The organism is Flavobacterium sp. ZE23DGlu08, assembly GCF_030505335.1.
Lineage (GTDB): Bacteria > Bacteroidota > Bacteroidia > Flavobacteriales > Flavobacteriaceae > Flavobacterium > Flavobacterium algoritolerans.
This window is the reverse complement of the sequence record NZ_CP130045.1, coordinates 313,683-337,923: the sequence shown is the minus strand read 5'-3', so window position 1 is coordinate 337,923 and position 24,241 is coordinate 313,683. Positions and strand designations below refer to the sequence as shown.

20 protein-coding genes are annotated in these 24,241 nt (G+C 35.6%); 6 read left to right on the top strand and 14 right to left on the bottom strand.

Features of this window, described 5'->3' with window-relative positions; all coding sequences use genetic code 11:
• Positions 1-23 precede the first annotated feature (23 nt).
• From Q1W72_RS01510 to Q1W72_RS01500, 3 genes are all read right to left on the bottom strand, one after another.
• Positions 24-1,274: an efflux RND transporter periplasmic adaptor subunit gene (locus Q1W72_RS01510; protein WP_302136951.1), complete on the bottom strand. Its 1,251-nt coding sequence runs from the start codon at positions 1,272-1,274 to the stop codon at positions 24-26.
• Between the two features lie 10 nt (positions 1,275-1,284).
• Complete coding sequence (locus Q1W72_RS01505; RefSeq protein ID WP_302136949.1) at positions 1,285-5,667, bottom strand: CusA/CzcA family heavy metal efflux RND transporter; 4,383 nt, start codon at positions 5,665-5,667, stop codon at positions 1,285-1,287.
• A 149-nt stretch (positions 5,668-5,816) separates the two neighbouring features.
• A complete protein-coding gene (locus tag Q1W72_RS01500) occupies positions 5,817-6,116 on the bottom strand; it encodes a DUF6660 family protein (protein WP_233206899.1) in 300 nt (99 codons plus the stop codon).
• Positions 6,117-6,878: 762 nt separating this feature from the next.
• On the opposite strand from Q1W72_RS01500, the gene Q1W72_RS01495 reads away from it, so the two are divergent.
• From Q1W72_RS01495 to Q1W72_RS01485, 3 genes are read left to right on the top strand one after another with little or no spacing between them, the layout of a single operon-like run.
• A complete protein-coding gene (locus tag Q1W72_RS01495) occupies positions 6,879-8,075 on the top strand; it encodes a di-heme oxidoredictase family protein (protein WP_302136945.1) in 1,197 nt (398 codons plus the stop codon).
• 2 nt (positions 8,076-8,077) lie between these two features.
• Positions 8,078-8,518: a ubiquinol-cytochrome c reductase iron-sulfur subunit gene (locus tag Q1W72_RS01490; protein WP_086455349.1), complete on the top strand. Its 441-nt coding sequence runs from the start codon at positions 8,078-8,080 to the stop codon at positions 8,516-8,518.
• Positions 8,515-9,738 (top strand): hypothetical protein, encoded by a 1,224-nt coding sequence (locus Q1W72_RS01485; RefSeq protein ID WP_302136937.1) that lies wholly within the window; start codon positions 8,515-8,517, stop codon positions 9,736-9,738. The genes Q1W72_RS01490 and Q1W72_RS01485 overlap by 4 nt, the downstream gene beginning before the upstream one ends.
• 122 nt (positions 9,739-9,860) lie before the next feature.
• On the opposite strand, the gene Q1W72_RS01480 is transcribed toward Q1W72_RS01485, so the two are convergent.
• The 9 genes from Q1W72_RS01480 to Q1W72_RS01440 all read right to left on the bottom strand — a co-directional run bounded on the left by Q1W72_RS01480 (position 9,861) and on the right by Q1W72_RS01440 (position 15,658).
• Positions 9,861-10,394 carry an NAD(P)-binding protein gene (locus Q1W72_RS01480; protein WP_302136936.1) on the bottom strand — a complete coding sequence of 178 codons (534 nt, stop codon included), beginning with the start codon at positions 10,392-10,394 and terminating at the stop codon, positions 9,861-9,863.
• A gap of 76 nt (positions 10,395-10,470) precedes the next feature.
• Positions 10,471-11,043 (bottom strand): hypothetical protein, encoded by a 573-nt coding sequence (locus tag Q1W72_RS01475; RefSeq protein ID WP_302136935.1) that lies wholly within the window; start codon positions 11,041-11,043, stop codon positions 10,471-10,473.
• Positions 11,044-11,117: 74 nt separating this feature from the next.
• Positions 11,118-11,690, bottom strand: a complete 573-nt coding sequence (locus Q1W72_RS01470; RefSeq protein ID WP_302136934.1) for a Crp/Fnr family transcriptional regulator — start codon at positions 11,688-11,690, stop codon at positions 11,118-11,120.
• Between the two features lie 82 nt (positions 11,691-11,772).
• Positions 11,773-12,153, bottom strand: a complete 381-nt coding sequence (gene gcvH / locus Q1W72_RS01465) for a glycine cleavage system protein GcvH (protein ID WP_302136933.1) — start codon at positions 12,151-12,153, stop codon at positions 11,773-11,775.
• Between the two features lie 15 nt (positions 12,154-12,168).
• A complete protein-coding gene (locus Q1W72_RS01460; RefSeq protein WP_302136931.1) occupies positions 12,169-12,894 on the bottom strand; it encodes a metallophosphoesterase in 726 nt (241 codons plus the stop codon).
• Between the two features lie 3 nt (positions 12,895-12,897).
• Positions 12,898-13,671 carry a metallophosphoesterase gene (locus Q1W72_RS01455; RefSeq protein ID WP_302136930.1) on the bottom strand — a complete coding sequence of 258 codons (774 nt, stop codon included), beginning with the start codon at positions 13,669-13,671 and terminating at the stop codon, positions 12,898-12,900.
• A gap of 74 nt (positions 13,672-13,745) precedes the next feature.
• Positions 13,746-14,816: an ACR3 family arsenite efflux transporter gene (arsB, locus tag Q1W72_RS01450; RefSeq protein WP_302136917.1), complete on the bottom strand. Its 1,071-nt coding sequence runs from the start codon at positions 14,814-14,816 to the stop codon at positions 13,746-13,748.
• 14 nt (positions 14,817-14,830) lie between these two features.
• On the bottom strand, positions 14,831-15,304 hold the full coding sequence (locus Q1W72_RS01445; RefSeq protein ID WP_302136915.1) for a DUF6428 family protein: 474 nt from the start codon (positions 15,302-15,304) through the stop codon (positions 14,831-14,833).
• Between the two features lie 21 nt (positions 15,305-15,325).
• Positions 15,326-15,658 carry a helix-turn-helix transcriptional regulator gene (locus tag Q1W72_RS01440; protein ID WP_302136913.1) on the bottom strand — a complete coding sequence of 111 codons (333 nt, stop codon included), beginning with the start codon at positions 15,656-15,658 and terminating at the stop codon, positions 15,326-15,328.
• Between the two features lie 152 nt (positions 15,659-15,810).
• On the opposite strand from Q1W72_RS01440, the gene Q1W72_RS01435 reads away from it, so the two are divergent.
• Positions 15,811-16,065, top strand: coding sequence for a hypothetical protein (locus tag Q1W72_RS01435; protein WP_302136911.1), 255 nt, complete (start codon positions 15,811-15,813; stop codon positions 16,063-16,065).
• A gap of 485 nt (positions 16,066-16,550) precedes the next feature.
• On the opposite strand, the gene Q1W72_RS01430 is transcribed toward Q1W72_RS01435, so the two are convergent.
• Complete coding sequence (locus tag Q1W72_RS01430; protein WP_302136909.1) at positions 16,551-17,564, bottom strand: Abi family protein; 1,014 nt, start codon at positions 17,562-17,564, stop codon at positions 16,551-16,553.
• Between the two features lie 574 nt (positions 17,565-18,138).
• On the bottom strand, positions 18,139-18,486 hold the full coding sequence (locus Q1W72_RS01425; protein WP_302136908.1) for a helix-turn-helix domain-containing protein: 348 nt from the start codon (positions 18,484-18,486) through the stop codon (positions 18,139-18,141).
• Between the two features lie 1,300 nt (positions 18,487-19,786).
• Between Q1W72_RS01425 and Q1W72_RS01420 the strand changes: the two genes are divergently transcribed.
• Complete coding sequence (locus Q1W72_RS01420) at positions 19,787-22,816, top strand: SusC/RagA family TonB-linked outer membrane protein (RefSeq protein ID WP_302136906.1); 3,030 nt, start codon at positions 19,787-19,789, stop codon at positions 22,814-22,816.
• A gap of 11 nt (positions 22,817-22,827) precedes the next feature.
• A complete protein-coding gene (locus Q1W72_RS01415; protein ID WP_302136904.1) occupies positions 22,828-24,240 on the top strand; it encodes a RagB/SusD family nutrient uptake outer membrane protein in 1,413 nt (470 codons plus the stop codon).
• Position 24,241: the final 1 nt, after the last annotated feature.

The window sequence follows — 24,241 nt, the reverse complement described above, 5'->3', positions numbered from 1 at the left end:
TAATAATTATACCAATGAGCTGATTACTCTTTTTCTTCTCCCTTGTTCGTCAATTTTGCATTTACAAAGAATGCGCCTTTTGTTACTACTTTTGCATTTGCAGGAATGTCTTTTACCAATGTTATAGCGGTGTAGCCCATATTAGAAACACCTATTGCGACTTCTATTTTTTCAAAATTTATTGTAGATTCTTTGGCTTTTGGTTCTTCGGATTTATTTTCTTCTTCTTGAGGTCCTTCTTCTTCTTCTGCCTCTTTATCGGTTACCACGAAAATATATTCTTTCCCATCAGCACTTACTATGGCATCCGTTGGGACTGCGTTGGTAGTAACATTATTTAAACTTACAATCGCAGTTATATTCATTCCGTCTATTAGCCCCGTTTTATTACCTTGAACGGTGGCGTGCACAAGAATACTTTTACTGTCATTTTCAAAGGTCGCACCTATTGAAAACACTTTAGCATCGTAATCTTGTTCTAAATTATTAGTAATTCTAAAATGTATAATTTGCCCCACTTTTAGCATAGGCAAATCTTTTTCAAATACGTTTAGATCTAAATGTAGTTGTGTGTTATCAACAATTTCGGCAACTGGTGAAGAGACATCAACATAACTTCCGATTTTAGAGAAAACATTACTAATTGTACCGCTTATAGGGCTTGTTACTGATAATGCGGAACGTAAATTACCGTTGTTTAAGCTATTTGGATTAATACCCATCAATTGAATTTGCTGTTGCAAAGATGCTCTGCGGGTTCTCATTGCTTTTAATTCGGCATCAGCATTTTGATAATTTTTTAATGCGCCTGCATTTCCTTCATTGAGTTCTTTCTGTCTTGCTAATTCTTGTTCGGCAAAGATTATTTTACTGGAAGTACTCAAATATTCTTCCTGTAATTGAAGGAATTGCGGATTGGCGATTGTGGCAATTATTTGTCCCTTTTTTACAAAATCGCCTAACTGTACATTAATTGTTTTTATTACACCTCCGTACATCGAAGTAGCATTGGCTTTGTTATTATTAGGCACCCGTAATGCTCCATTGGCTTTCAATGTGGCTGTTAATTCTTTTTGTTCTATGCTTCCGTATTGTATACCCACAGTTTTAATTTGTTCAGCAGTTAATGATGCAATTGATGCTGGTGCTTCTTCAGTTTTAGGTTTCTCAACTACTTCTTCTGGTTTCGTTTCTTTACTCCCGCAAGAAATTAACGTTACGCATAAAGTGGTGAGTAAAAGATAATTTTTATATTTTATTTTTAAAGATTTCATTTTTTTGAATTTATTTGTTTGTGAAATAATTGTATTCAATAATCGCTTGGTTGTATGCATTTAGATTGTCTAAATAGTTTTTTCGTATTTCGATGGCTTGACTTAAATACAATGAAAAATCGGCATAACTTATTTCTCCTGCTCGATAGGATTGATTCGCGGCTTTTATGATTTCGTCAGCTTGTTGTAAGCCTGAAATTTCGTAAAATTGCAAACCTGACACACTTTTTTCAACTTCGGTTTGACGTTGTGCTAAAGAAGATTTAAGTATTTGTGTTTGATATTGCAATTGTTGTTCTTGTACTTCTTTTTCGGTTTTGGCGGCTTTTATTTTATTGCGATTGGCACCACTTCCAAATATTGGAAATGATGTTGCAAATGAGAAACCAGTATATGGATCGGCTACGCCATATAATTTTTGTGAAAAAACACGACCGGAAAATTCAGGTAAGCGATTGCTTTTTTGGATTGCAATTTCACTATTGGCAATCGACACATTTTGTTGCAATAACAGAAGACTGGGATGGTTTTCTGTTGAATTTTGCAAACCATATTCTAACTTTTCTAATGATTTTGAAAGCGGTAAAATGGCTTCCGAACTATTCAATAACTGCATTAGTGCCTGTTGCTGTACAATCATTTCTTTTTGAAGTTGAATGATATTTGTTTCAATTTCTTTCAACTTTACATTTGCTGAAATTTTTTCAATACCAGCACTTTCTCCTGTTTTAACTTTTATAATTGTGGTCTTTAGTAAACCAATATAGATACTGTCCAGTCGCTGATACAAAGCTGTTTTATCTTGTAAATACCATAATTGGTAATAAACAGAACGGATATTTTTTTTCAGCTCTGTATTGATTACTTCCTTGTTGAACTCATAGTATTTGGTTTGCTCTCGATAGTAATTCTTCTTGGCTTGGTTTACTTGAGGCATATAGAAGCTCTGCTGTAAACCAATTTTCCAAATACCTGTTTTATCCGAAGGGCGCAAATCTTCATTTTCCACAAAGATGCCAGTTTTGGGAAACTCCTTGTTTCCTTTTATCAAAAGTTGATTTTTTGAGATTTGGGACTGATTGATATTGTATTGCAAATTATCCTTTAAGCCTAAATTCAAAACTTCATCAATAGTTTTTCGAGATTGCGCCTGACTGGTGTTAAAAGATAAAAATAATCCAATAACTAAAATTGTTACGATTGATTTCACTTTTGGTTTTCTTTTTAATTTAATTTTTGTATTGAATATGATATACAACAAAGGCAATACAAATAAGGTTAAAAATGTAGCAGACAGTAAGCCGCCAATAACTACTGTTGCTAGTGGTTTTTGAACCTCTGCGCCCGCACTATGCGATAACGCCATTGGTAAAAATCCTAATGAGGCAACAGTTGCTGTCATTAATACTGGGCGTAGTCTGATTTTTGTTCCTTCAATTACCCGTTTTATAACATCATCCCAACCTTCTTTTTCGAGTTGGTTAAATGTTCCTACTAATACAATTCCATTTAATACTGCTACACCAAACAATGCAATAAAACCAATTCCTGCTGAAATACTAAATGGCATTCCACGAAGTAGTAATGCAAATACGCCACCAATTGCACTCATTGGTATTGCGGAAAATATTAAACTGGCTTGTTTCATAGAATTGAATGTGAAATACAAAAGCATAAAAATTAATAATAAGGAAATAGGAACGGCAATCATCAATCGATTAGATGCTTTTTGTAAGTTCTCAAATGTACCTCCATAGGTAAAGTAATAGCCAGATGGCAATTTTACTTTTGTAGCTAACTTATCTTGAATTTCTTTTACCACACTCTGAACATCTCTATCTTGTATGTTAAAACCTATTACAATTCTACGTTTTCCAGATTCTCTACTGATTTGTGCTGGACCTAATTTAAAATCTACTTTTGCAACTTGAGACAATGGTATTTGATTGCCAGTAGGTGTAGGTATCAATAAATTATTCACATCATCAATACTTCTTCTTGACGTACTGTCTAATCGCACCACTAAATCAAATTTTCGCTCATTTTCGTAGACTACACCTGCTGCTTTTCCTGCAAAAGCAGTACTTACGATACTGTTTATGTCTTCGACATTTAGACCATAATTGGCAATTCGCAAACGGTCATATTCTATATTGATTTGTGGTAATCCATCCACTTGCTCTACTTGTGGAGAAGAAACGCCTTTTACGTTTGTTATTACACTTTCCACTTTTTTGGCATATACGGAAAGGCTATCCAAGTTTTCGCCAAATATTTTTATAGCTACATCTTGTTTGATTCCAGTCATCAGTTCATTAAAACGCATTTGAATAGGTTGACTTTTTTCGATAAAAACACCGGGTATTACCCTTAATTTTTCTTCTATTGCATCACCCAATTCTTCATACGATCTCCCGGATTTCCATTCGCTTTGCGGTTTTAGAATAATCATCATATCTGTTGCTCCAGGAGGCATTGGGTCGGTAGGTACTTCACCAGCACCCGTTTTTCCAACTACAATTTTTACTTCGTCAAATTGCTTGGCGATTCTTGCGCCTTGCATCGAGGTTTCAATACTTTGGGATAAAGAAGTTTCGATAGGCATTTTAAATTCAAATGCATAATCTCCTTCGGCTAATGTGGGAATAAATTCGCCCCCCATTTTACTAAAAACAAAAATTGTTACTAAAAATAATATTATAGTAATTCCTACTACTTTATATTTTATTTGTATTACTTTTTCCAAAAGAGGTTCATAGATTTTATATAAAAAACCCATCATTTTATCTGAAATGTTTTTTTTATGACTGATCTTTTTGGGTAAAAATAAAGCACACATCATGGGGATATAAGTAATAGAAAGTACTAATGCGCCTAATATGGCAAAACCAACGGTTTTTGCCATAGGACTAAACATTTTGCCCTCAATACCTACTAATGTAAGGATTGGAATGTAAACGATCAGTATTATAATTTCACCAAAAGCAGCACTCTGACGAATTTTTGATGAAGAAGTAAAAACTTCTTCATCCATTTCTGATTGTGTAAATGTTAAATTATTTGTTTTTACTATTTTATCAGAGATGTCAAAATTATTATTTAGATTTTGGATTCTTAATTTTCCTTTTATCATTAAATGATGTATTGTAGCCTCTACTATAATGACGGCACCATCTACAATTAAACCAAAATCTATAGCTCCTAAACTCATTAGATTTGCACTTACTCCAAAAATTTTCATCAATCCTAAAGCAAACAACATAGAAAGTGGTATAGCCGATGCTACAATAAGTCCCGCACGAAGGTTCCCCAGGAATAAAACCAATACAAAAATCACGATTAATGCTCCTTCAATCAGGTTTTTTTCAACGGTAGAAATGGCACGGTTTACAAAGTTGCTTCGGTCAATAAATGGTTCAACTACAACATCATTTGGTAATGATTTTTGTATGATTAGCATTTTGTCTTTTATCCTTTGTACCACTTCATTACTGTTCGCACCTTTAAGCATCATCACAATACCACCAACAGCATCTACTTTTCCGTTAAAGGTCATTGCTCCATAACGTACTGCATTACCAAACTTTACATCGGCAACATCTTTTATAAAAATTGGAACACTGTTGGGGTTGCTCTTCACAACGATATTTTTTACATCTTCCAAGGAAGTAACCAGACCAACTCCACGAATGAAGTAAGCACTTGGTTTTTTGTCAATGTATGCACCTCCTGTATTTTGATTGTTTTTCTCCAAAGCACTAAAAATATCAGGAATTGTTACTCCCATCGCTTTTAATCGATTTGGATTCACGCCAACTTCATATTGTTTCAATTTACCCCCAAAACTATTTATTTCTGCAATACCGGGCGTTCCGTTGAGTTGTCTTGCTACTATCCAGTCTTGCATAGAACGCAAGTCCATCGCAGAATATTTATTTTCACTTCCTTTTTTTGGATGTAAAATATATTGATACACTTCACCAAGTCCTGTACTTACTGGACCTAACTCAGGTCTTCCAATACCTTCAGGTATTTGGCTAATAGCTTCTTTAAGTCTTTCACTGATGAGTTGTCGGGCAAAATAAATATTGACATCATCATCAAAAACGACTGTGATTACCGATAAACCAAAGCGAGAAATACTTCGGGTTTCTACTAAATCGGGAAGATTTGCTATGCTTTGTTCAATTGGAAAAGTTACTAATTGTTCGACTTCCTGCCCTGCCAAAGTGGGGCAAAGCGTAATAATTTGAACCTGATTATTTGTGATATCCGGCACGGCATCAATGGGTAATTTGGATGCACTCCAAACTCCCCAAATGATGAGAAATAAAGTCATCAAACCAATGATGAATTTATTATTTATACTAAAATGAATGATTTTGTCTAACACTATTGAAAATAATTAATGTTTAATAATTGATTTTTGATTTACAGTAATTGATAGAATCAAATACAGTAAGCTGAATAATGGTAAACAATAGTGTGATTAATGCACAAGACATTAATCGCTATTCATTTAAACATTAATCAAAAAAAAAATTAAGCATTAATTTGAGGCGGTTGCCAGATACTTCCGAAGAAATTGGAAGTAAGAATTGATTTGTAGTTTGGTAGTTTCTTGTCAATTATGTTTTTGACGGCAATAAAATTGAAATTGAACATTGTACTATTGTAGGCGAAACCTTGGCAACCACAACAGTTACAAACGCATAAAGGAGAACAAGCTTCTTTTTCTTGGTGCTGTTTTGAGCTATTGGTTATAGTGACTTTTTCAGATGAAACACCTTGTTCCTTGTCTGCGCAAGGCATACAGGAAAGAACTACGATGATAATTGACAATATGATGTTTGCAAATTTCAAGGCTGTAAAAATAAGATTTTTATTTTTATAATTAATAATTATTTATAATGATTATTAATTATTTGTAATATTTATTGTAGTAGTACCAATATTTTGCAGCAACTCCCAATAACAAAAGCAACAAAACGAGTATTATCATTATAGTACGAATAACAGTATATACCGTTATTGGCTTTTTGGATTTAGGTTTAGGGTTGTTCGGTCTTTTTGTTTTTTGCTTTGCCATTATTATATCTATAACTGTAATTAATTTAAATAAAGAAAACTTTGTAACTAACTCTATCCAGTAGAATTGTATTCTTTTAATCATCAAAAAAATTAAGCAATAATTTGTGGGGGTAGCTAAATACTCCCGAAGAAATTGGAAGTAATAATTGATTTGTATTCAGGAAGATTTTTATCAATTATAGTTTTAACCGAAAAGATATTATAAGAACAAATAGTGTTGTGAACGTAACCTTGACATCCACAGCAACTACAAACACATAAAGGGGAGCAAATATCTTTATTGTGATGTTGCTTTGAAGTATTGTTTATAGTCATTTTTTCAAACGATACATCTTGTTCCTTATCTGCACAAGGCATACAGGAAAGAATCAGAATTATAATTGACAATATGGTGTTTGTAAGTTTCAAGATTGCAAAAATAGTTTTTTTTATGCTATTGAAAATTAAATGTTTCAAAATATAATATTATTCTAAATATTTTTTTAGTTTTGTCTAAAAATAAAGTTTATAATAATGAAAAATAAAATTTCACACATACTTATTCTCATCTTGTTATTGATAGGTTTAACATCCTGCGAGACAAGTTATGTAGATATTCCTGCTGATGACGAGTTATTAGACGGAACAATTGATGGGCTTTCCAGTTCACAATTATCTCAATTTTTGCGAGGCGATGCAGCAGTAAATGAGGTTTTTACCAGAGAAACAGGGTTGGGTTCAACTTTTGTTGGAACCAGTTGTATCAATTGTCACGCTGGGGACGGTAAGGGACATTTGTTTACTACATTGACACGTTTTGGTCAGGTTGATGAAACTGGAAATCAATTTTTAAATCAAGGCGGACCACAATTGCAAAATAGAGCGTTACCTGGTTTCTTGCCAGAGCAAATCCCTGTTGGAGCAACGTTTTCTAAATTTACTCCTCCTGCGTTTTCAGGTTTAGGCTTTTTACAAAATGTTACTGACGCCGATTTATTAACAATGGCAGATCCAAATGACAGTGATGGGGATGGAATTTCCGGAACAGTAAATTGGATTGTAATTCCCAGTTATTCTATACCATCTTCGGCTTCAATTACAAAAAGCGGAAAGCATATTGGGCAATTTGGCAAAAAAGCATCTGCATTTGATTTATTGCATCAATCCGTTAATGCCTACAACCAAGATATGGGGATAACGTCTTTTTTCAGTCCAAAAGACCATTATTCCAATTTAGAAATTGACCCGGAAGTGGCCACCAATAAAGTAAACGATGTGGTTTTTTATTTGAATGTGTTAAAAGCACCAATTCAACGTAATAAAAATGATGAAGTTGTAAATCAAGGCAAGCGAATTTTTAAACAAATTAATTGTACAGGTTGTCATAAACCGGAACTAACCACAGGATATTCATCAATAAGTCCGCTTTCTTTTAAAACATTTTCACCGTACACCGATTTGCTTTTACATGATATGGGAGCAGGTTTAGATGATGGTTATACGGAAGGAAGTGCCAAAACTTTCGAATGGAGAACACCCGCACTTTGGGGAATTGGTCTTTCTGAAAACTCACAGGGAGGTAACTTTTTCTTGATGCACGATGGTAGAGCAAATAGTATTGAAAGTGCCATTTTAATGCATGGTGGCGAAGCAAACAACAGTAAAACAGGCTATCAAAATCTTTCACAATCAGACAGAGAGGCATTACTAAAATTTATAAAATCATTGTAATTATGAACAGAAAAGATTTTTTAAAAACATGTGGTTTTGGTTGTTTAGCAGGAATTTCAACTCTTACTTTATTACAAAGCTGCAGCACATCTAAAATTTTGGAAAAAGAGATAAAAGGTTCAGATATTCTAGTTCCATTGACTGATTTTGAAATCAAAAATAAGGGAATCATAGAATATAAAAAATACGTAATCATACAAAACGAAAAACTGACCCATCCTATTTGTGTTTATCGTTTTGACGCGAATAATTATAGCGCACTATTTATGCAATGCACTCATCAAGGAGCAGAACTGCAGGTTTTTGGAGATAAATTACAATGTCCGGCACATGGAAGTGAATTTAGCAACAAAGGAAGTTTAGAAAACGGCCCGGCTGATAGAAATTTACGAAATTTTCCGATCATAATAGATAACGGCACCCTTAAAATATCATTAAAATGAGACTAAAACTCCTATGCATAACATTTTTATTTTCTATAAATTTCTATTCACAAATCGACCCTGTTTTACTAAAAAGGACGTCTAAAGACAGTACAAAACAAGCTTTAAATATGGATGCTGTTTATAATTGTCCTTTTTTAAATATTGGAAAAACACCCATAGCCGTTGGAGGTTATCTGGAAGCTAATTGGCAACGCCTTTCCACCGATGGCGTTTCCGAAGGACATCAATTTCAAGCCAGACGATTAACCATTTTTATGTCATCGGCAATCAGCAAACGTGTGAAATTTTTAAGCGAGATCGAATTTGAAGAAGGTGGAAAGGAAATCGCTATAGAATTCGCCTCTGTGGATGTTGAATTTAATCCCTTGGTTAATTTTAGAGGAGGAATAATCATGAATCCTATTGGGGCTTTCAATCAGAATCATGATGGTCCAAAATGGGAATTTACCGACAGACCCATTTCAGCAACACAAATGTTACCGAGTACTTTTAGTAATGCTGGGGCTGGGCTTTTTGGAAAAAAATACTCGAAGAATTGGATGATTGGCTATGAAGCTTATTTCTCAGGAAGTTTTGATAACTCGATAATTGAAAACACAGAGAACAAAACTTTTCTGCCAGCTGCCAAAAACAATCCAGAACGTTTTGAAGAAATAGATAGCGGATTACCTTTATTTACTAGTAAAATCGCTATTCGAAACAGTAAAATTGGTGAATTAGGACTCTCCTATATGGGGGGCGTTTACAATAAATTTCAAGATGAAGGAATAATTTTAGACAAAAAACGACGTGTCGATATTTATGCATTAGACTTTAACACAACGCTTCCTAAAATTAAAACGTTTATAACTTCAGAATTGGCATGGGTTAAAGTAGATGTTCCGGAAACGTATGGCCAACAATTTGGCAATAAGCAATTTGGAGGATTTATCGATATCGTTCAACCTTTACTTACAAAAAATGTTTTAGGTTGGGAAAATGTTGTGTTAAACTTAGCTTGTCGACTGGAATATGTTGATTGGAACGTTGGAACCTTTAACGAAACTAGTGGGAATATTGCAGAAGATATTTGGAGCATCATGCCTGCGTTAAGTTTCCGTCCTACCTCACAGACTGTTTTTAGACTAAATTATCGCTTTCAGAAACAAACCGATATTTTAGGAAACCCTCCTGCAACTACTGCTGGGTTTAACATTGGGATTTCGACTTATTTTTAATTTTTTTTTGAAAATTGTTTTAAAATCTTGAGTTGTCCAAAAAAAGGCCGACGGGATTATTATTATAAAAATAGTTAATCTTCAATTGTTTTAGTTTGATTTTATTTTGCAAATTTACTTTGTTAGGGGTCAGCTATTTCACCCAGAGCTAATAACCCGCCAGATCCAAGTGGATTACCATTTTGCCATGTGCCTGAAGCATCAATGACTGCCCGAGCTTCAAAAGATGTGTTTTTTTCACCTTGCTCTACATATAAAACAAAAGCCTGGTTATTTCTACCACTAGTTTTCATCTTGTCCATATTTTTTCTGTTAATAGCGATTTCTTTACTACTAGTTAGGATATATGGCTTTACTAAAGGGTGGTTTGCTAATGGTTTTAAGTAATGATCGTAAAATTCTTTGCCTGTATGCGAACTATCTTTGTCAGGTGATTGCCAACTTGTTTGCAATAACAATTCTTCAGCGACTTTGTCGATATTATATTTCCAAGGAGAAAACACTTTTACATGCCCCCAACTTAAAATATTTGAACCTACCGTTTTACCCGTTTCAAACAAAATAAAAGGCTGATTCCTTTTTATAAGATGTGCTGCTGCAGCTAATCCGACTGCTCCTGCGCCAATAATTGCGACCAGTAATTTATTTGTTTCCATTTTTTATACTACATCTTTAAAGACGGAAAAAATGGAAAATGATGCAGGTTTGCTTAAAATAAAGTATTTAATTTGATTAACAGCATTTTACCTTATTTCTCAATTTATTCCAAACAAATGTTGTTTCAGGAATGCATAACAAAATATGAAGAAGCGCCATTACAATAGCACCTGGTAAAAGATTTATAATTAATACAATAAATAGCTTATAATTTTGGAATTGATCAATATTGGGGATAATCAATATTTCACCATTTTGCATTGTCAGCTTAATTGACAAAAAAACTGCAATTGATGCAAAATGAAAGCCATTGACAAAAAGGTGCAGGATATATTCCCAACGAGGCAGTCCGCCCATAAATTCCCTGCTGTCCTTTTCAACAAAGGCATCCACAGCCATTACAATAATATCTAGCACTACAAAGACAAGCCCAATGACAAAACTTGTAGTGCAGTCTTGTTTTAAGAATAAGAAGTACAGGATTGCCGGAAAAAAAATGGACCTGATGGTATGTGTAAGATGTTCTGTTTTACTCTGGGAATAATTATGAAGCTGATATTTAAAAATATGCAAATAAAAACCATCATAAAGGGCGAAGACAGAAAAGAGGATAAGTAGGATAGAGGTAATGATAAGTGCAGTTTCCATTTTGTTTTTAAGTTGTTTATAAAAACAAAATTATAATAATGCCTTATCATTACTAAGGACAAATGTCCTCAAATTTATAGGGTAATCTCCTTTCGGATTCGGCTTAGTGTTCTGCGGGTAATCCCAAGATAGGATGCAATATCAGTTATAGTTGCTTTATGTAGAATACTGGGCTGTTCTTTAAGAAGTCGTAAATATTTTTCTTTTGCGGTTTCATTGCACAGTACACTGGCATATTGTTCCATTACAATGTATTGTTTTTCAGCAATTGCACGTCCAATGGTTTGCCAAACCAAACTCTCTTTATATAATTGCTGTAAATCATCATAATCAATTACTAAAAGTTCAGTGTCTTCCAGAGCTTGAATGATCAGTGTTGAGGGTTCCTGCAGAATGAAACTTTTATACGAAGTAGTTAGGTTATTTTCAATGCAGAAACAAGAGGTGATTTCTTCGGCATTCTCGTTCAGGTAAAAAGTCCTTAAAGTTCCCTTTTTAATAAAAGCTACCTGATGGCATACTTTACCTTGCTCAATAAAATAGCTGTTTTTTAGTACCGTTTTATTCTTAAAATGTAGAATGGTGTTTTCAAACTCTTCATTTGTGATAGGTATAATCTGATTTAAAAACTTTTTGAAACTTTCCATTTGTATATAATAAGTGCAATATAAAGGGAGTGAATACAAAGAAAAGTATTTGTTTTCGCTCCCTAAAATTTAGTAGACTGCATTATGCAGATGTTCTGGTTTTATAGTCTTGGTTGTTTATTAGATTTTCTATTTCAGAAACATTGGTCAGCTGTATTTTAATCATCCAACCTTGTGAAAAAGGATCTGAATTTACCAAGGTAGGATTTTTTAATAAATTATTGTTTATCTCCAATATTTTACCGGATACCGGCATAAATAGATCACTTACTGTTTTGATTGCTTCAACGGAACCAAAAATTTCATCCTGGTCAAAACTTGACCCAACATTTGGCAGATCAATATAGACTATTTCACCTAATTCTTTTTGGGCAAAATCTGTAATTCCAATTATACCAATCTCGCCATCGACATTGATCCAGGTGTGTTCTATGTGGTATTTAACATTTTCAGGGAAGTTCATGCTTAATTATTTTGGTTAATATGCTTTACGTAACATAAGTGCATAGGAAGGGGGCAAGGGGCTATTTTCAATGGCTTGCGCTGCTTTTTCAACGTCATATGCCACCCGAACAAACTCTACTGCGACAGTCAATTTATTGTTATGTTCCAATGCTATAATGGTGTAACAGCCACGCTTATCTCCATCTTTTGGCTTGCCAACAGATCCAGCATTTACCGCATGAAATTTTTGATCTGTATATCCATTGTCAATTATACGATAGTAGGGTTTGTGCGTATGCCCGAAAACCAGCATGTCTATCCCTTTATCCAGAAAAATAGCAGCCAATTCAGACTCTTCTTTCTCTTTGTGCAGGTATTCTTTGTTGCTGTATGGACTGCCATGGACTAACATTAAAGTAAATGGTTTTCCATTAAAAATAAATTCAAGTCTTATAAAAGCAGGCAATGTTGCGAGGTATTGAACTTGTGGTTTTCCTATAATGTTATAGGCAAAATTAGCATCGTCATTTAAAAATCTGCCGTACTGATGTATCGCTACTGCTTTTTCATCATGGTTTCCGCATATCGTTGGTATTTTTTGCTTTCTAATCTCGTTAATAACAGCATTGGGCCAGATATTGTATCCTACTAGATCTCCCAAACAATAAATCGCATCTATCTCATTTTCTTCGATGCTTTTTAATGTTTGTTCCAATGCCGGAAGATTGGCATGAATATCTGATATTATAGCTAATCTCATAGATTAAACCCCTTTTCTTAAGCTTTCAGCATAAGCATTTGGCAATGGGCTGTCTTCAACTGCTTTTGCCGCTTTTTCGACATCATAAGCAAATCGAATAAATTCAGTAGTGATGCTATTCTGATCTTTAATAGAGCTGTTCTCATTTATGGTTAGTAGTACGTAACCGCCTCTTGGATCACCATCTTTAGGTTTTCCTACAGAACCAATATTGATAGCATGTCTGAAGTGATCTTGTCCTTCAGCACCATTGTTCATTATTCTGTGATAGGGTTTGTGTGTATGCCCGAAACACATGATATCGGCATCAGCCTGTTCCATAATACGCAGCATGCTTTTTTCATCACGGTCTTCAAAAAGATATTCATTGATCTTTCTTGGGCTTCCATGAACAAGCAACAAATTCAGTTTATCATTATTGAGTTGAAATTCTAATTTGATATGTGCCGGAAGTGTTCTAAGATATTGTCTTTCTTCTTCGTTTACTAAAGAGTTGGTAAACGATATTGAAACGGCTCCATTAGCTTTCTCGTCATCAGTTTTATAAGCGCATCCACAATCATCGCTTGTTCTCCCTATACCAAAATCGTAGTTTCCTGCAATGGTGGGGATTCCTCTTTTTCTTATCTCATTGATAACTTCGTTTGGCCAGATATTGTATCCAACCAAATCTCCTAAACAATAAACCGCATCTGGTTTTGTTGTTTCGATATCCTTAAAAAAAGCTTTCAGAGCAGGAAGGTTTGCGTGGATATCGCTAAATAAAGCTATTCTCATAATTTATTATATTTAATCGTGGTTTAAAAATGCTATAATTTCTTTGCTTGTTTGTTTTGCTGTCCCAGAGAGAATTATGCTGCTACAGCATAATATTTTTTCCTGAACCAAAAGGCCAGATTAACCAGGGCTATCAGTGCTGGAACTTCTACTAGGGGGCCAATTACCCCGGCAAAAGCCTGCCCACTGTTAATACCAAAAACGCCAATGGCTACTGCGATAGCCAACTCAAAATTATTGCCGGTTGCTGTGAAGGCAATGGAGGCACTTTTTGAATAATCGGCACCGAAATATTTTCCTGTAAAAAAGCTCACTACAAACATCAGGGTAAAATAGATGACCAATGGAATCGCGATTCGAATCACATCCATAGGGATTTGAACAATCAATTCTCCTTTTAAGCTGAACATAATTACTATTGTAAATAGAAGTGCTATCAGGGTTATAGGTGATATTACTGGAACGTATTTGGTCTGGAACCATTCTTCACCTTTAAGTTTGATTAATGCATAACGGCTGATTATCCCAAGAGCGAACGGTATTCCTAAATAGATACCAACACTTTCGGCAATTTGTCCTATACTGATATTGACATCAAAACCATTGTAACCGAAATAGGGTGGCAAAACCGTTATAAAGATGTAAGCATACACACTGTAAAGGAATACCTGAAATACACTGTTTAGAGCAATTAGACCAGCAGCATATTCCCTGTTTCCATCCGCTAAATCATTCCAAACGACAACCATGGCTATACATCTAGCTAATCCGATAAGGATTACACCAATCATATACTCCGGATATCCTTTAAGGAAGAGCAGTGCTAAAGCAAACATAAGTATCGGGCCTACAATCCAGTTTAAAAACAAGGAGGCACCAAGAATTTTTGTGTTTTTAAATACTTCTCCCATTTTGCTGTAATTTACTTTGGCCAAGGGAGGGTACATCATCAGGATCAGGCCAATTGCAAGCGGGATATTTGTTGTGCCACTTGAAAATGAATTGATGAATCCACTGCTTGAGGGGATAAAATAACCTATTGCAATACCGACGGCCATCGCTAGGAAAATCCATAGGGTGAGGAACCTGTCCAGGAATCCCAGTTTTTTTCTTTCTGCCACAGGGGCACAGTTATTAGCTGACATATACTTTGGTTGTATTAACAACAGCCTGCTCCAGGAGTACAGCTATTAGCATTATTAGTAGTGATTTCTGTTAAGTTAACTTTTTGTTTTTCAGATGGGATCCCACATTGTTCCTTTGCCAAACATGTAGTTTGTTTATTGATAAGCTGGAAATTTTGACCGTTAAAACCCAGATCATATTTACCAATTGTGGTGTCTTGGTATTCTACCTCGATTTCATAATCTTCGATGCCCAATACTTTTTCAGACAGCGCAATTATGCTAAGTAATTTTCCCGGTTTCAAACGGTGATCATAATCATTGGCATCCCACAGCTGGAAATTCACAACAGTTTCTTTTCGTACTGTTCCGCCACAATCTATAAAATTCTTGGTAATTAAACCAACTTCGGTAACATGGAAGTATTCCGGAACAAATGATCCGTCAGGAAGCATAAAATTTACTGCTTCCAAAGTTTCTAAATGTTTTTTAATTTCTGATAGTTTCATGATTTTTATTATTTAAATGATTTAACAACAATCTGTTTTCTTTTTCTGAAGGTAATCGGCTACATGTTGAAAAAAACCTTTGATTTTTTCAAATCCGGGTTCATTGATGCAGTAACAAATGGAGTTACCTTCAATATTGCCTTTGATCAGTCCTGCATTTTTAAGTTCTTTAAGGTGTTGTGAAACCGTAGGTTGAGCCAATGGCAATTCGTTTACAATGTCCCCGCAGATACAGGTATCTACTGTCATCAAATATTCCAGGATGGCAATACGTGCCGGATGCCCTAAAGCCTTAGCTAAAATTGCCAGCTCGTTTTGCTGTTCTGTAAAATGATCTGTCTTAGTTGCTCCCATCGCTATATGTTTATATTGCAATATTACGATATATTTTTAATAGTAGAGTTATTTTTCTAATAAATTTATATTTTTGAAGTGATAATAAATGCCTTCTAGTACATTTACATTAGTCTTAAATTTTTTCAAAAGAACATTTTAAAGCTTACAATATGCTATCAAAAACAATTCAAGTACTAAAATATTTACTACTGGAATATCATTTCTATTTCTTCAGTATTACATTGTTATCGGTTCTCTTGATTTATAGTCACAATGAGACTCTGGCTTTAGAAAAAGAACTTGTTCGAATAAATGAAGAATTCCAAATGAATCTAGTCACTTCCGAAAAAAGGCAAAAGACATATGATGAAAAAATGGAGCAGCAACACGCAGAAATTGAACGTATGATAAAAGAAATCCATTAGCGTAAATAGGAAGATTCTAAAAAGACCTCAGCACATCTACCTATTTCCTTTTCCTCCAACTCCCATTAAAATACCTATTTCCCAATTTTTCATAAAACTTCCCTCTAAGGCAAAGCCCCACAAACCACAATACAATAAATCCTATTATTTCATACCATTCCATACCTCAAATATAGAAGGTATAAGATTTCTTTTTTTAGCATGAAATCAAATAATCCTTTTTTGATAAGCTTTAATCCCGAATTGATAAGAATTACTTAGCGCTATAAAAACAGAAAAAGATGCTGTCTCAGCACCTTTCTCATATATTCTTATTCCAGTCTATAAATCCAGTAATTTAAAAACAAACCTCCCTCAAATGACTTAAACGAGGTTGTTTTTTTATACGTTTTCTGCCGATTCGGATTTTTTCAGAGGTTGTGCGACCTGAGTTTTTCATTGTTTCGGCTATATGCACAACGAAAACTTAGCGACTGCTTTTTTAGCTAAGAATGAAGTTTATTAAACTTTTTTATAATTTTTTTAGATAAAATATTATACCATTTTTGTGATATAACAATATTTTTCCATTTCCATATATTTTCATTTTCCCAACCTTCGGGAAATCCCATAGCTTTTACATCAATCATTGGGTATTTTTTCAATAAGTCAAATAATTTTTCTTTGAAAGTATGATTTGGATTTATCGGATTTAGCAAATAAATAATCATTGATAAAATGTAGTACGTCCTATTGTTTAAATCAATTGGAGGTTGAGTAACATCATGGTTAGGAAGAGTCGTAATATTTAAAAATGGGTTTATAGGCGATGTAGGGATAGAAGGTGTAATACTCATGTTTCTATTCCAAAGTCTTCCATGATGAGCACAAACATTACGAATATAAACCATACTATGGAGCCAAGATTGGAATGTGGTTTCGTTTACGCCAAAAGAATTAGCAATAAATCTTTTTTCTCTGCTCGCTTTAAGATTTTTAAAAACAATTGAAAGGCTACCGAAAGATGTAATCTCCAACATCATCCAACTTGGTGGTAAATTTTCAGAATAATTTAATTTAAAGTTTTTGATAAATTCTTCATCACTATCGCTAAAATCTTTTGTAAAACGTGCATTAGTCTTGTTAAAAGTCCAATTATTTTGAAAAAGTGTGGAATCATCAAACCAAAATGGTCCATGAGTATGCGACAACGTATAAATCATCCTAGCTCTTACAGCAACTTCAATTTTTTCAAGCTCTCCTGATATTAGCTTTCTAAGTTCTCTATCAAAACAATAAAGTTTAAAAGCATTTTTTAAATTTGAGTTTTCTTTAAAAATATGATTTGATTTAGGTATTTTCAGCATTGGATACCAATACCCACTTAATCTATAATAACTTATCTTTTCTAAAAGATGTATTGCTTTAGAATCATTTTCTATTGTAAGATTTCTGTCTTTAAGTCTTTGTAGTTGGTCTGTATATGAAAGGGCTGGTTTAGTATAAGGAACTTTTGCCATCAATATAAAATAGAAAATCCACCCTGAGCGCGCTATTAATTACAAGGAAGCGGGGTGGACGTGTTGGTGCAAATATAATATGTTTTATATATAAATACATAGATAGCTTATATTAAATATTTATAAGCGGTTGATTTTAAATAGTATTTGATTATAGTTTTAGTTATTTTTGACAGCTTGTCCCTAACTTATTTATATACTCAGTAATTGACAAATATCCCATACCGCTATAAAACAGAAAAAGACGCCTCACAGCATCTTTTCCAATTATTTATTTCTTTTCTGAACTATTTGTAGAGTCTAATTCGTAAATAATATTTTTCTATATTAAATATTATTTCTTTTTTTGTTATTATAAGTCTCCAAAATCTTTGAAACAGAGACAATAACAATTCTAATAGGCATTGCAACAATAAGTGCCAATTTAGGGAAGATCAAGAAAAGGATAATAATCGCTAAGCAAAACGATAATAGTAACATTAATTTATTCATAAGTAAAATTCTTTTTTTACTTATATCAAATTTTATAAAGTTTGTTTACGGTTTTCCCTAAATACATTTAAATATAGTATAATTATTTTAAATGCTCAATCTTCACCACCTCCGACCTCAAAGCTTTAGTACCGCTTTCATTCATAGTTTGCTTTACGGTTACTTTAATTTTATCATATTGAGGAGTAGGGAACTTCATCAGGTCTGAAATATTTTTATACCCAAACGCCTTTGCCAATAAGGCAATATGACGCGTAGAATATTTGTGTCGTTGAGTAAATGATTCAACATTTCCAACAAATGTTTTTGCTACACCCATCGCCAGACTTAAATCTTCCTTAGTAAAACCTTTTAATTTTCTCAAATTTCTAATGTGATTTATCAACTCAAAATCGAATTGAGTCGTTTGAAATGCAAATATTTTTTCCATTTAAAGTGAAATATAATATCCAACTTGTTGGATAATTAAATATTATTATTATATTTGTTCTAGCGAATTGACAATTAGCCTTTTTTGGCATAATTAAAACGATGTTTTCTCGAACCGAAACGGCCAATTTTACCTCGAGAGTATCGTGAAGTCGCTCCATGTCAAAAAGTTTATTACTTTTGCAACGGCATGCGAGCGGTTCTCACGTTAGCTTTAGGAGGTAACTTTTCAATCGAAAGATTTAAAAGACGGGTTTGGTCGCCCACGGTCCTAAAGTGTGAAACCGCTCCTTGCTTTTTTTGCAAGTACTCTTCATACCCGAAATACATCGTTCCATAACCATAAACCTATAAATTATGAGAACGATTTTTTTATGTACAACCGTTACCAAACCACCTTAACTACCTGCTAAACGCAAGCTACCTTTTGCTGTCTCAAAACTGAAACAAACATTGTGTTAGGATAGGGAAACAAACACCGAGAAGTACTCTTATCAGAGACACTTCCCCCATCAGAATTTTAGTCCTGATGTGTTTAACTGTACCTTGATATAAAAAAAGGGAATTATATAAAAAGACAATCCTCTCTATATCAAACCACAACCCAAACCTAAAATGCTTTTGGCACTTAGATTTAAGCTTTTCCTCTTTAAACTCGCACTTTAAAGGTATTGCCTTTATTTCTATTTTCCAAATGGTATATTAAAATTTTAAAGTTTGTTTCAGAAAGGAGAGCAAAAGGAGTTTTTTAAACCCTAAACCCATTACTCATAAATCTCAGTTAGGAAAACACCCTTTTCGTAACCGGTCGGGAACACCTATGCCAACTTTAAACCAATAACAGACAACAGATCACCCAAACTAAATAAATAATTCGCGAATTCGCGATAAAACCAATAACCCATAACTAAAAAACTCCTGCACCGAAAGGTCCTTTGAATAAAAACACCTAGTTAATTTAATTTGAATTTGTTAATAAAAGGTGCAGGTAATTTAGCCGCAACATAAACTCTTAAACCTTAACTAAAAAACACACCCATGAAATACTACAAACAAATACAAATAGGAATAATTATACTTTTTATAGCAACGATGTGCCTGTGGCTTTATAGTTGAGATACAGGTTATTTAGCCGCAATATCAACTCATAACTAAAAAACGCCTATGATATAACAAAAACTTAGTGCTTTTGCGCCTTAGTGGCTCTGCACCTAAAAAAAAAGTCCCCTAACTCGCCGGCAAGCTAAACTAGAGGACCATAGCAAAACAAAACTCACATTTCATTTAACTAAACCAATATTATGAAAATTATTTCATTAAACAAAGGCTTGGGAGCACTTTGGTATCCGTTTATTATCGGGTTCTTATTATCCTGCACCCCAGCTCTAGCAAACAACAGACTGAGGCCAATGCTGTCTGTGCGACAGCAAAACCCAATAAACGGTATCATCACTGATGGCACAAGCCCTTTACCCGGTGTGACAATTTCCATAAAAGGAAAAAGAAACAATACCGTTAGCTCCGACTTCAACGGGCAATACATCCTTTCGGCTAATGCTACAGATACTTTGATAGTCTCTTTCATAGGATTCAAAACAGCAATAGTTCCCATAAAAGGTCGTAAAACTGTCAACATACAATTACTGGAAGACATAACCTCTTTACAAGAAGTCCGTGTCAATGCAGGCTATTATTCCGTCAAAGAAAAAGAACGCACTGGAAGTATTGCCCGCATTACGGCTAAAGATATTGAAAAGCAACCTGTAACGAACGTATTGGCCGCCATGCAAGGCAGAATGGCGGGGGTGAATATCGTGCAAAGTTCAGGTATTGCAGGAAGTGGTTTCGACATTAAAATACGGGGTCAAAACAGTTTACGAACCGACGGAAATGCACCGCTCTACATCATCGATGGGGTGCCCTATGCTTCTGATCCTATTGGTGTAGGCTATACAGCTACCGTTATGCCATTACCCACCAGCCCTCTCAACAACATCAACCCTGGAGATATTGAAAGTATTGAGATTCTTAAAGATGCCGACGCCACGGCTATTTATGGGTCAAGAGGCGCCAATGGCGTAGTGCTGCTGACAACCAAAAAAGGTAAAGCCGGTAAAACAACTTTCTCGTTCAACCTAAACCGTGGAACGGCACAAGTCACCCGATTTGCCGACTTGATGAAGACTCAACAATATCTTGAGATGCGTAGAGAGGCTTTCGCTAACGATGGGGTTACCATCTATCCTGCCAATGCCTACGATGTGAATGGTACCTGGGATCTCAATCGGTATACCGACTGGCAAAAGAAATTGACAGGAGGAACAGCACAAATAACCAATGTGCAAAGCTCCATTTCTGGAGGTTCCGCATTGACCCAGTTTCTGATCAGTGGGAATTACGGAAAAGAAACCACGGTATTTCCCGGCGATTTCAACTACCAAAAAGGAAATATCCGCGTCAACTTAAACCATACTTCGGAGGACAAACGTTTCAAAACCAACTTTGCGGCCGGATACACGCTTCAAGATAACGACCAACCGGCAAAGGATTACACCGTGGAGTCTCGAACGCTGGCTCCCAATGCACCCGCATTGTACGATGAAGAAGGCAACCTAAATTGGGAAAACGGTACATTCAATAATCCATTGCGCAATTTACAAGGAGAATTCCTCGCTAAAACCTACGATTTGGTTTCTAATTTAATGCTTTCCTATCGACTGCTTCCCAATATGGAAATCAAATCCAACTTGGGTTTCACCGATCTAAAACACCAAGAAAGTAGTTCACAACCCTCTACCGTCTATGACCCAGCTTGGGAAGTGGGTCCTGAATATTCATTGATTTCGATTGGAAATACCACACGCCAATCTTGGATTATCGAACCTCAACTTAATTACAGACAAAACTTGCAGGACGATCTTGAACTAGATGTGCTGTTGGGAAGTACTTTTCAGCAACAAACAGCTCGTAAACTGGTGCAACGCGCGAGTGGTTTTACCAGTAACAGTCTCATCAACAACCTTGCAGCTGCCTCGGATATAGCGGTGGATATTGATGACTATTCGGTTTACAAATACCAAGCCTTTTTTGGACGTGTCAATTTGAATTGGAAAAAGAAATACATCTTCAATTTGACCGGCAGACGCGATGGCTCCAGTCGATTTGGTCCTGGAAAACAGTTTGCCGCTTTTGGAGCCGTTGGAGCTGCATGGCTGTTTAGCGAAGAATCCTTTTTAACGAATAGTGTGCTAAGTTTTGGAAAACTGAGAACCAGTTACGGGATTACGGGTAGTGACCAGATTGGCAATTACCAGTTTTTAGATACCTACAGCGCAACGGGAGGTAACTACCAAGGCGTTATTGGCTTAGTGCCTACCCGATTATTCAATCCCAATTTTGCTTGGGAAACCAACCGAAAATTGGAAGTCGCACTGGAAATGGGCTTCTTGAAAGATAAAATCTTCTTGACACTAGCTTCTTTCAGCAACCGATCTTCGAATCAATTAGTAGGTACACCATTACCCTCTACAACAGGTTTTACTTCCATCCAAGCCAATCTGGATGCTACCGTACAAAATTCAGGGATAGAAGTAACATTGCGAACCCTAAACCTAGAAACCAAAAATTTTAGCTGGAGTACCAGCTTTAATGCCACGGCACTTAAGAACAAATTACTGTCTTTCCCTGATTTAGAAGCCTCTACTTATCGCAATCAATTCGCTATAGGAGCTCCACTGAACATTCGTAAAATGTACCACTTTGAAGGAGTCAACCCCCAAACGGGCTTCTATCAATTTAAGGATGTCAACGGCGATGGTAAAATTACTGCCGACGCTGACAAAACAGCTATTGTAGACCTTAATCCTAAATTTTATGGGGGTTTGCAAAACCAAATAAGGTATAAAAATTGGCAGTTGGATTTCTTGTTTCAATTTGTGAAGCAACAAAATCTAAACACGGCAGCAGTTGGCTTTCCCGGAATGCTGGGCAACCAAGCCGCAGCACTTTCAAACCACTGGCAAAAACCGGGAGACATCGCTACCTACCAACGTTTTACAACCGGCATGGATGCAGGCGCTGTTACCGCTCAAATAAATTACTACAGTAGTGATGGTGTCGTTACGGACGCTTCCTTTATTCGCTTAAAAAATATTGCCTTGAGCTACAACTTACCTAAGAACTGGCTGGGATGTGCTGCATGCAAAATAGTCATGGAAGGACAGAACCTGCTCACCTTTACACACTACAAAGGAGCTGATCCTGAATTTTTAACTACCAATTCACTACCACCTTTAAAAATTGTAACGGCAGGAATACAACTTAATTTCTAATACTACTCATTATGAAAAATAGAACTAAAAAAAACAGTCGGTTTTCCATTTGGTCAAATACACTGGGGATATTTTTGCTTGGAATCACATTAACAACCATCTCTTGTGATGAATTCGTGCAAGTAGAAGTTCCTTCCACCCAGCTTTCCTCTACACTAGTTTTTGAAAACAACAGCACCGCAACGGCTGCATTAGTCTCTATTTATGCGCAAATTAGAGACAGCGGCTTGCTGACGGGGAATCCTAAAGGTATGCATGTAAAATTAGGCGAATACACCGATGAATTGACATTTTATGGCGCGGGTGGGCAGACCGATGCTTCCTTTTACAATAATATTGTATTGCCCACTAATACGGATGTTAAAGACTGGTGGAACACAACCTACCAGCAACTATATGCTACCAATGCCCTATTAGAAGGCGTTGAAAACTCCAAATCCCTAACTTCTTTTCAAAAAGAACAGCTTCGAGGCGAAGCCCTCTTCATCCGAGCCCTTTTGCATTTTCATTTGACAAATCTATTTGATGCGATACCCTATGTAAAAACGACCGATTATAGAGCCAACACCAAGATTGGCAAAGTAGGTAAGATACAAGTATATGAAAATGCAGAAGCGGATTTGCTCGAATCAGAAGCACTATTGGGTGTAGCTTACATTAGTTCGGAGCGCATACGCCCCAACAAGGCAACAGTGCAAGCCCTTTTAGCACGCTTGTATTTGTACAGTGGCAGATGGGCAGAGGCCGCCAATAGTGCCTCTGCAGTACTCAACAATACCACGCTCTATGCGGATGATCATAACTTAGAAACTGTCTTTTTGAAAGGTAACTTGGGCAACATCTGGCAATTATTGCCTGACACGGATGGACGTAATACTTTAGAAGCTGAAACCCATGTGTTTCTACAAGGTCCGCCACCAGTTTCGGCCTTAAGTGTGGCCTTCGTAAATTCTTTTGAAGCAGGAGACCTCAGAAGAGCACAGTGGATAAAGGAAGTGACGAATGGAACAGCCGTGTGGTACCATGCCTATAAATATAAAGCCTATAATAATTCGCAGGGCTCGTTAGAGTATACTATTGTATTTCGAACTGCAGAGTTGTATTTGATTCGGGCCGAAGCAAGAGCCCAACAGGGAGAACTGACCACTGCGTTAGAAGACCTCAACAAAATACGAAATAAAGCCGGTCTTGGAAACAGTTCAGCCTTAACCGCGGAGCAAATCCTTAACGCAATTGTCAAAGAGCGAAAAAGTGAACTCTTTTCGGAAGGGCATCGTTTTTTTGATTTGAAAAGAAATAACCTGCTCGATGAAATACTAACCCCTACAAAACCAGGTTGGGATACGAATGACAAGATACTGCCGCTACCAGAAACAGAACTGCTGCTAAATCCCAATTTAAAACCGCAAAACACTGGCTATTAAA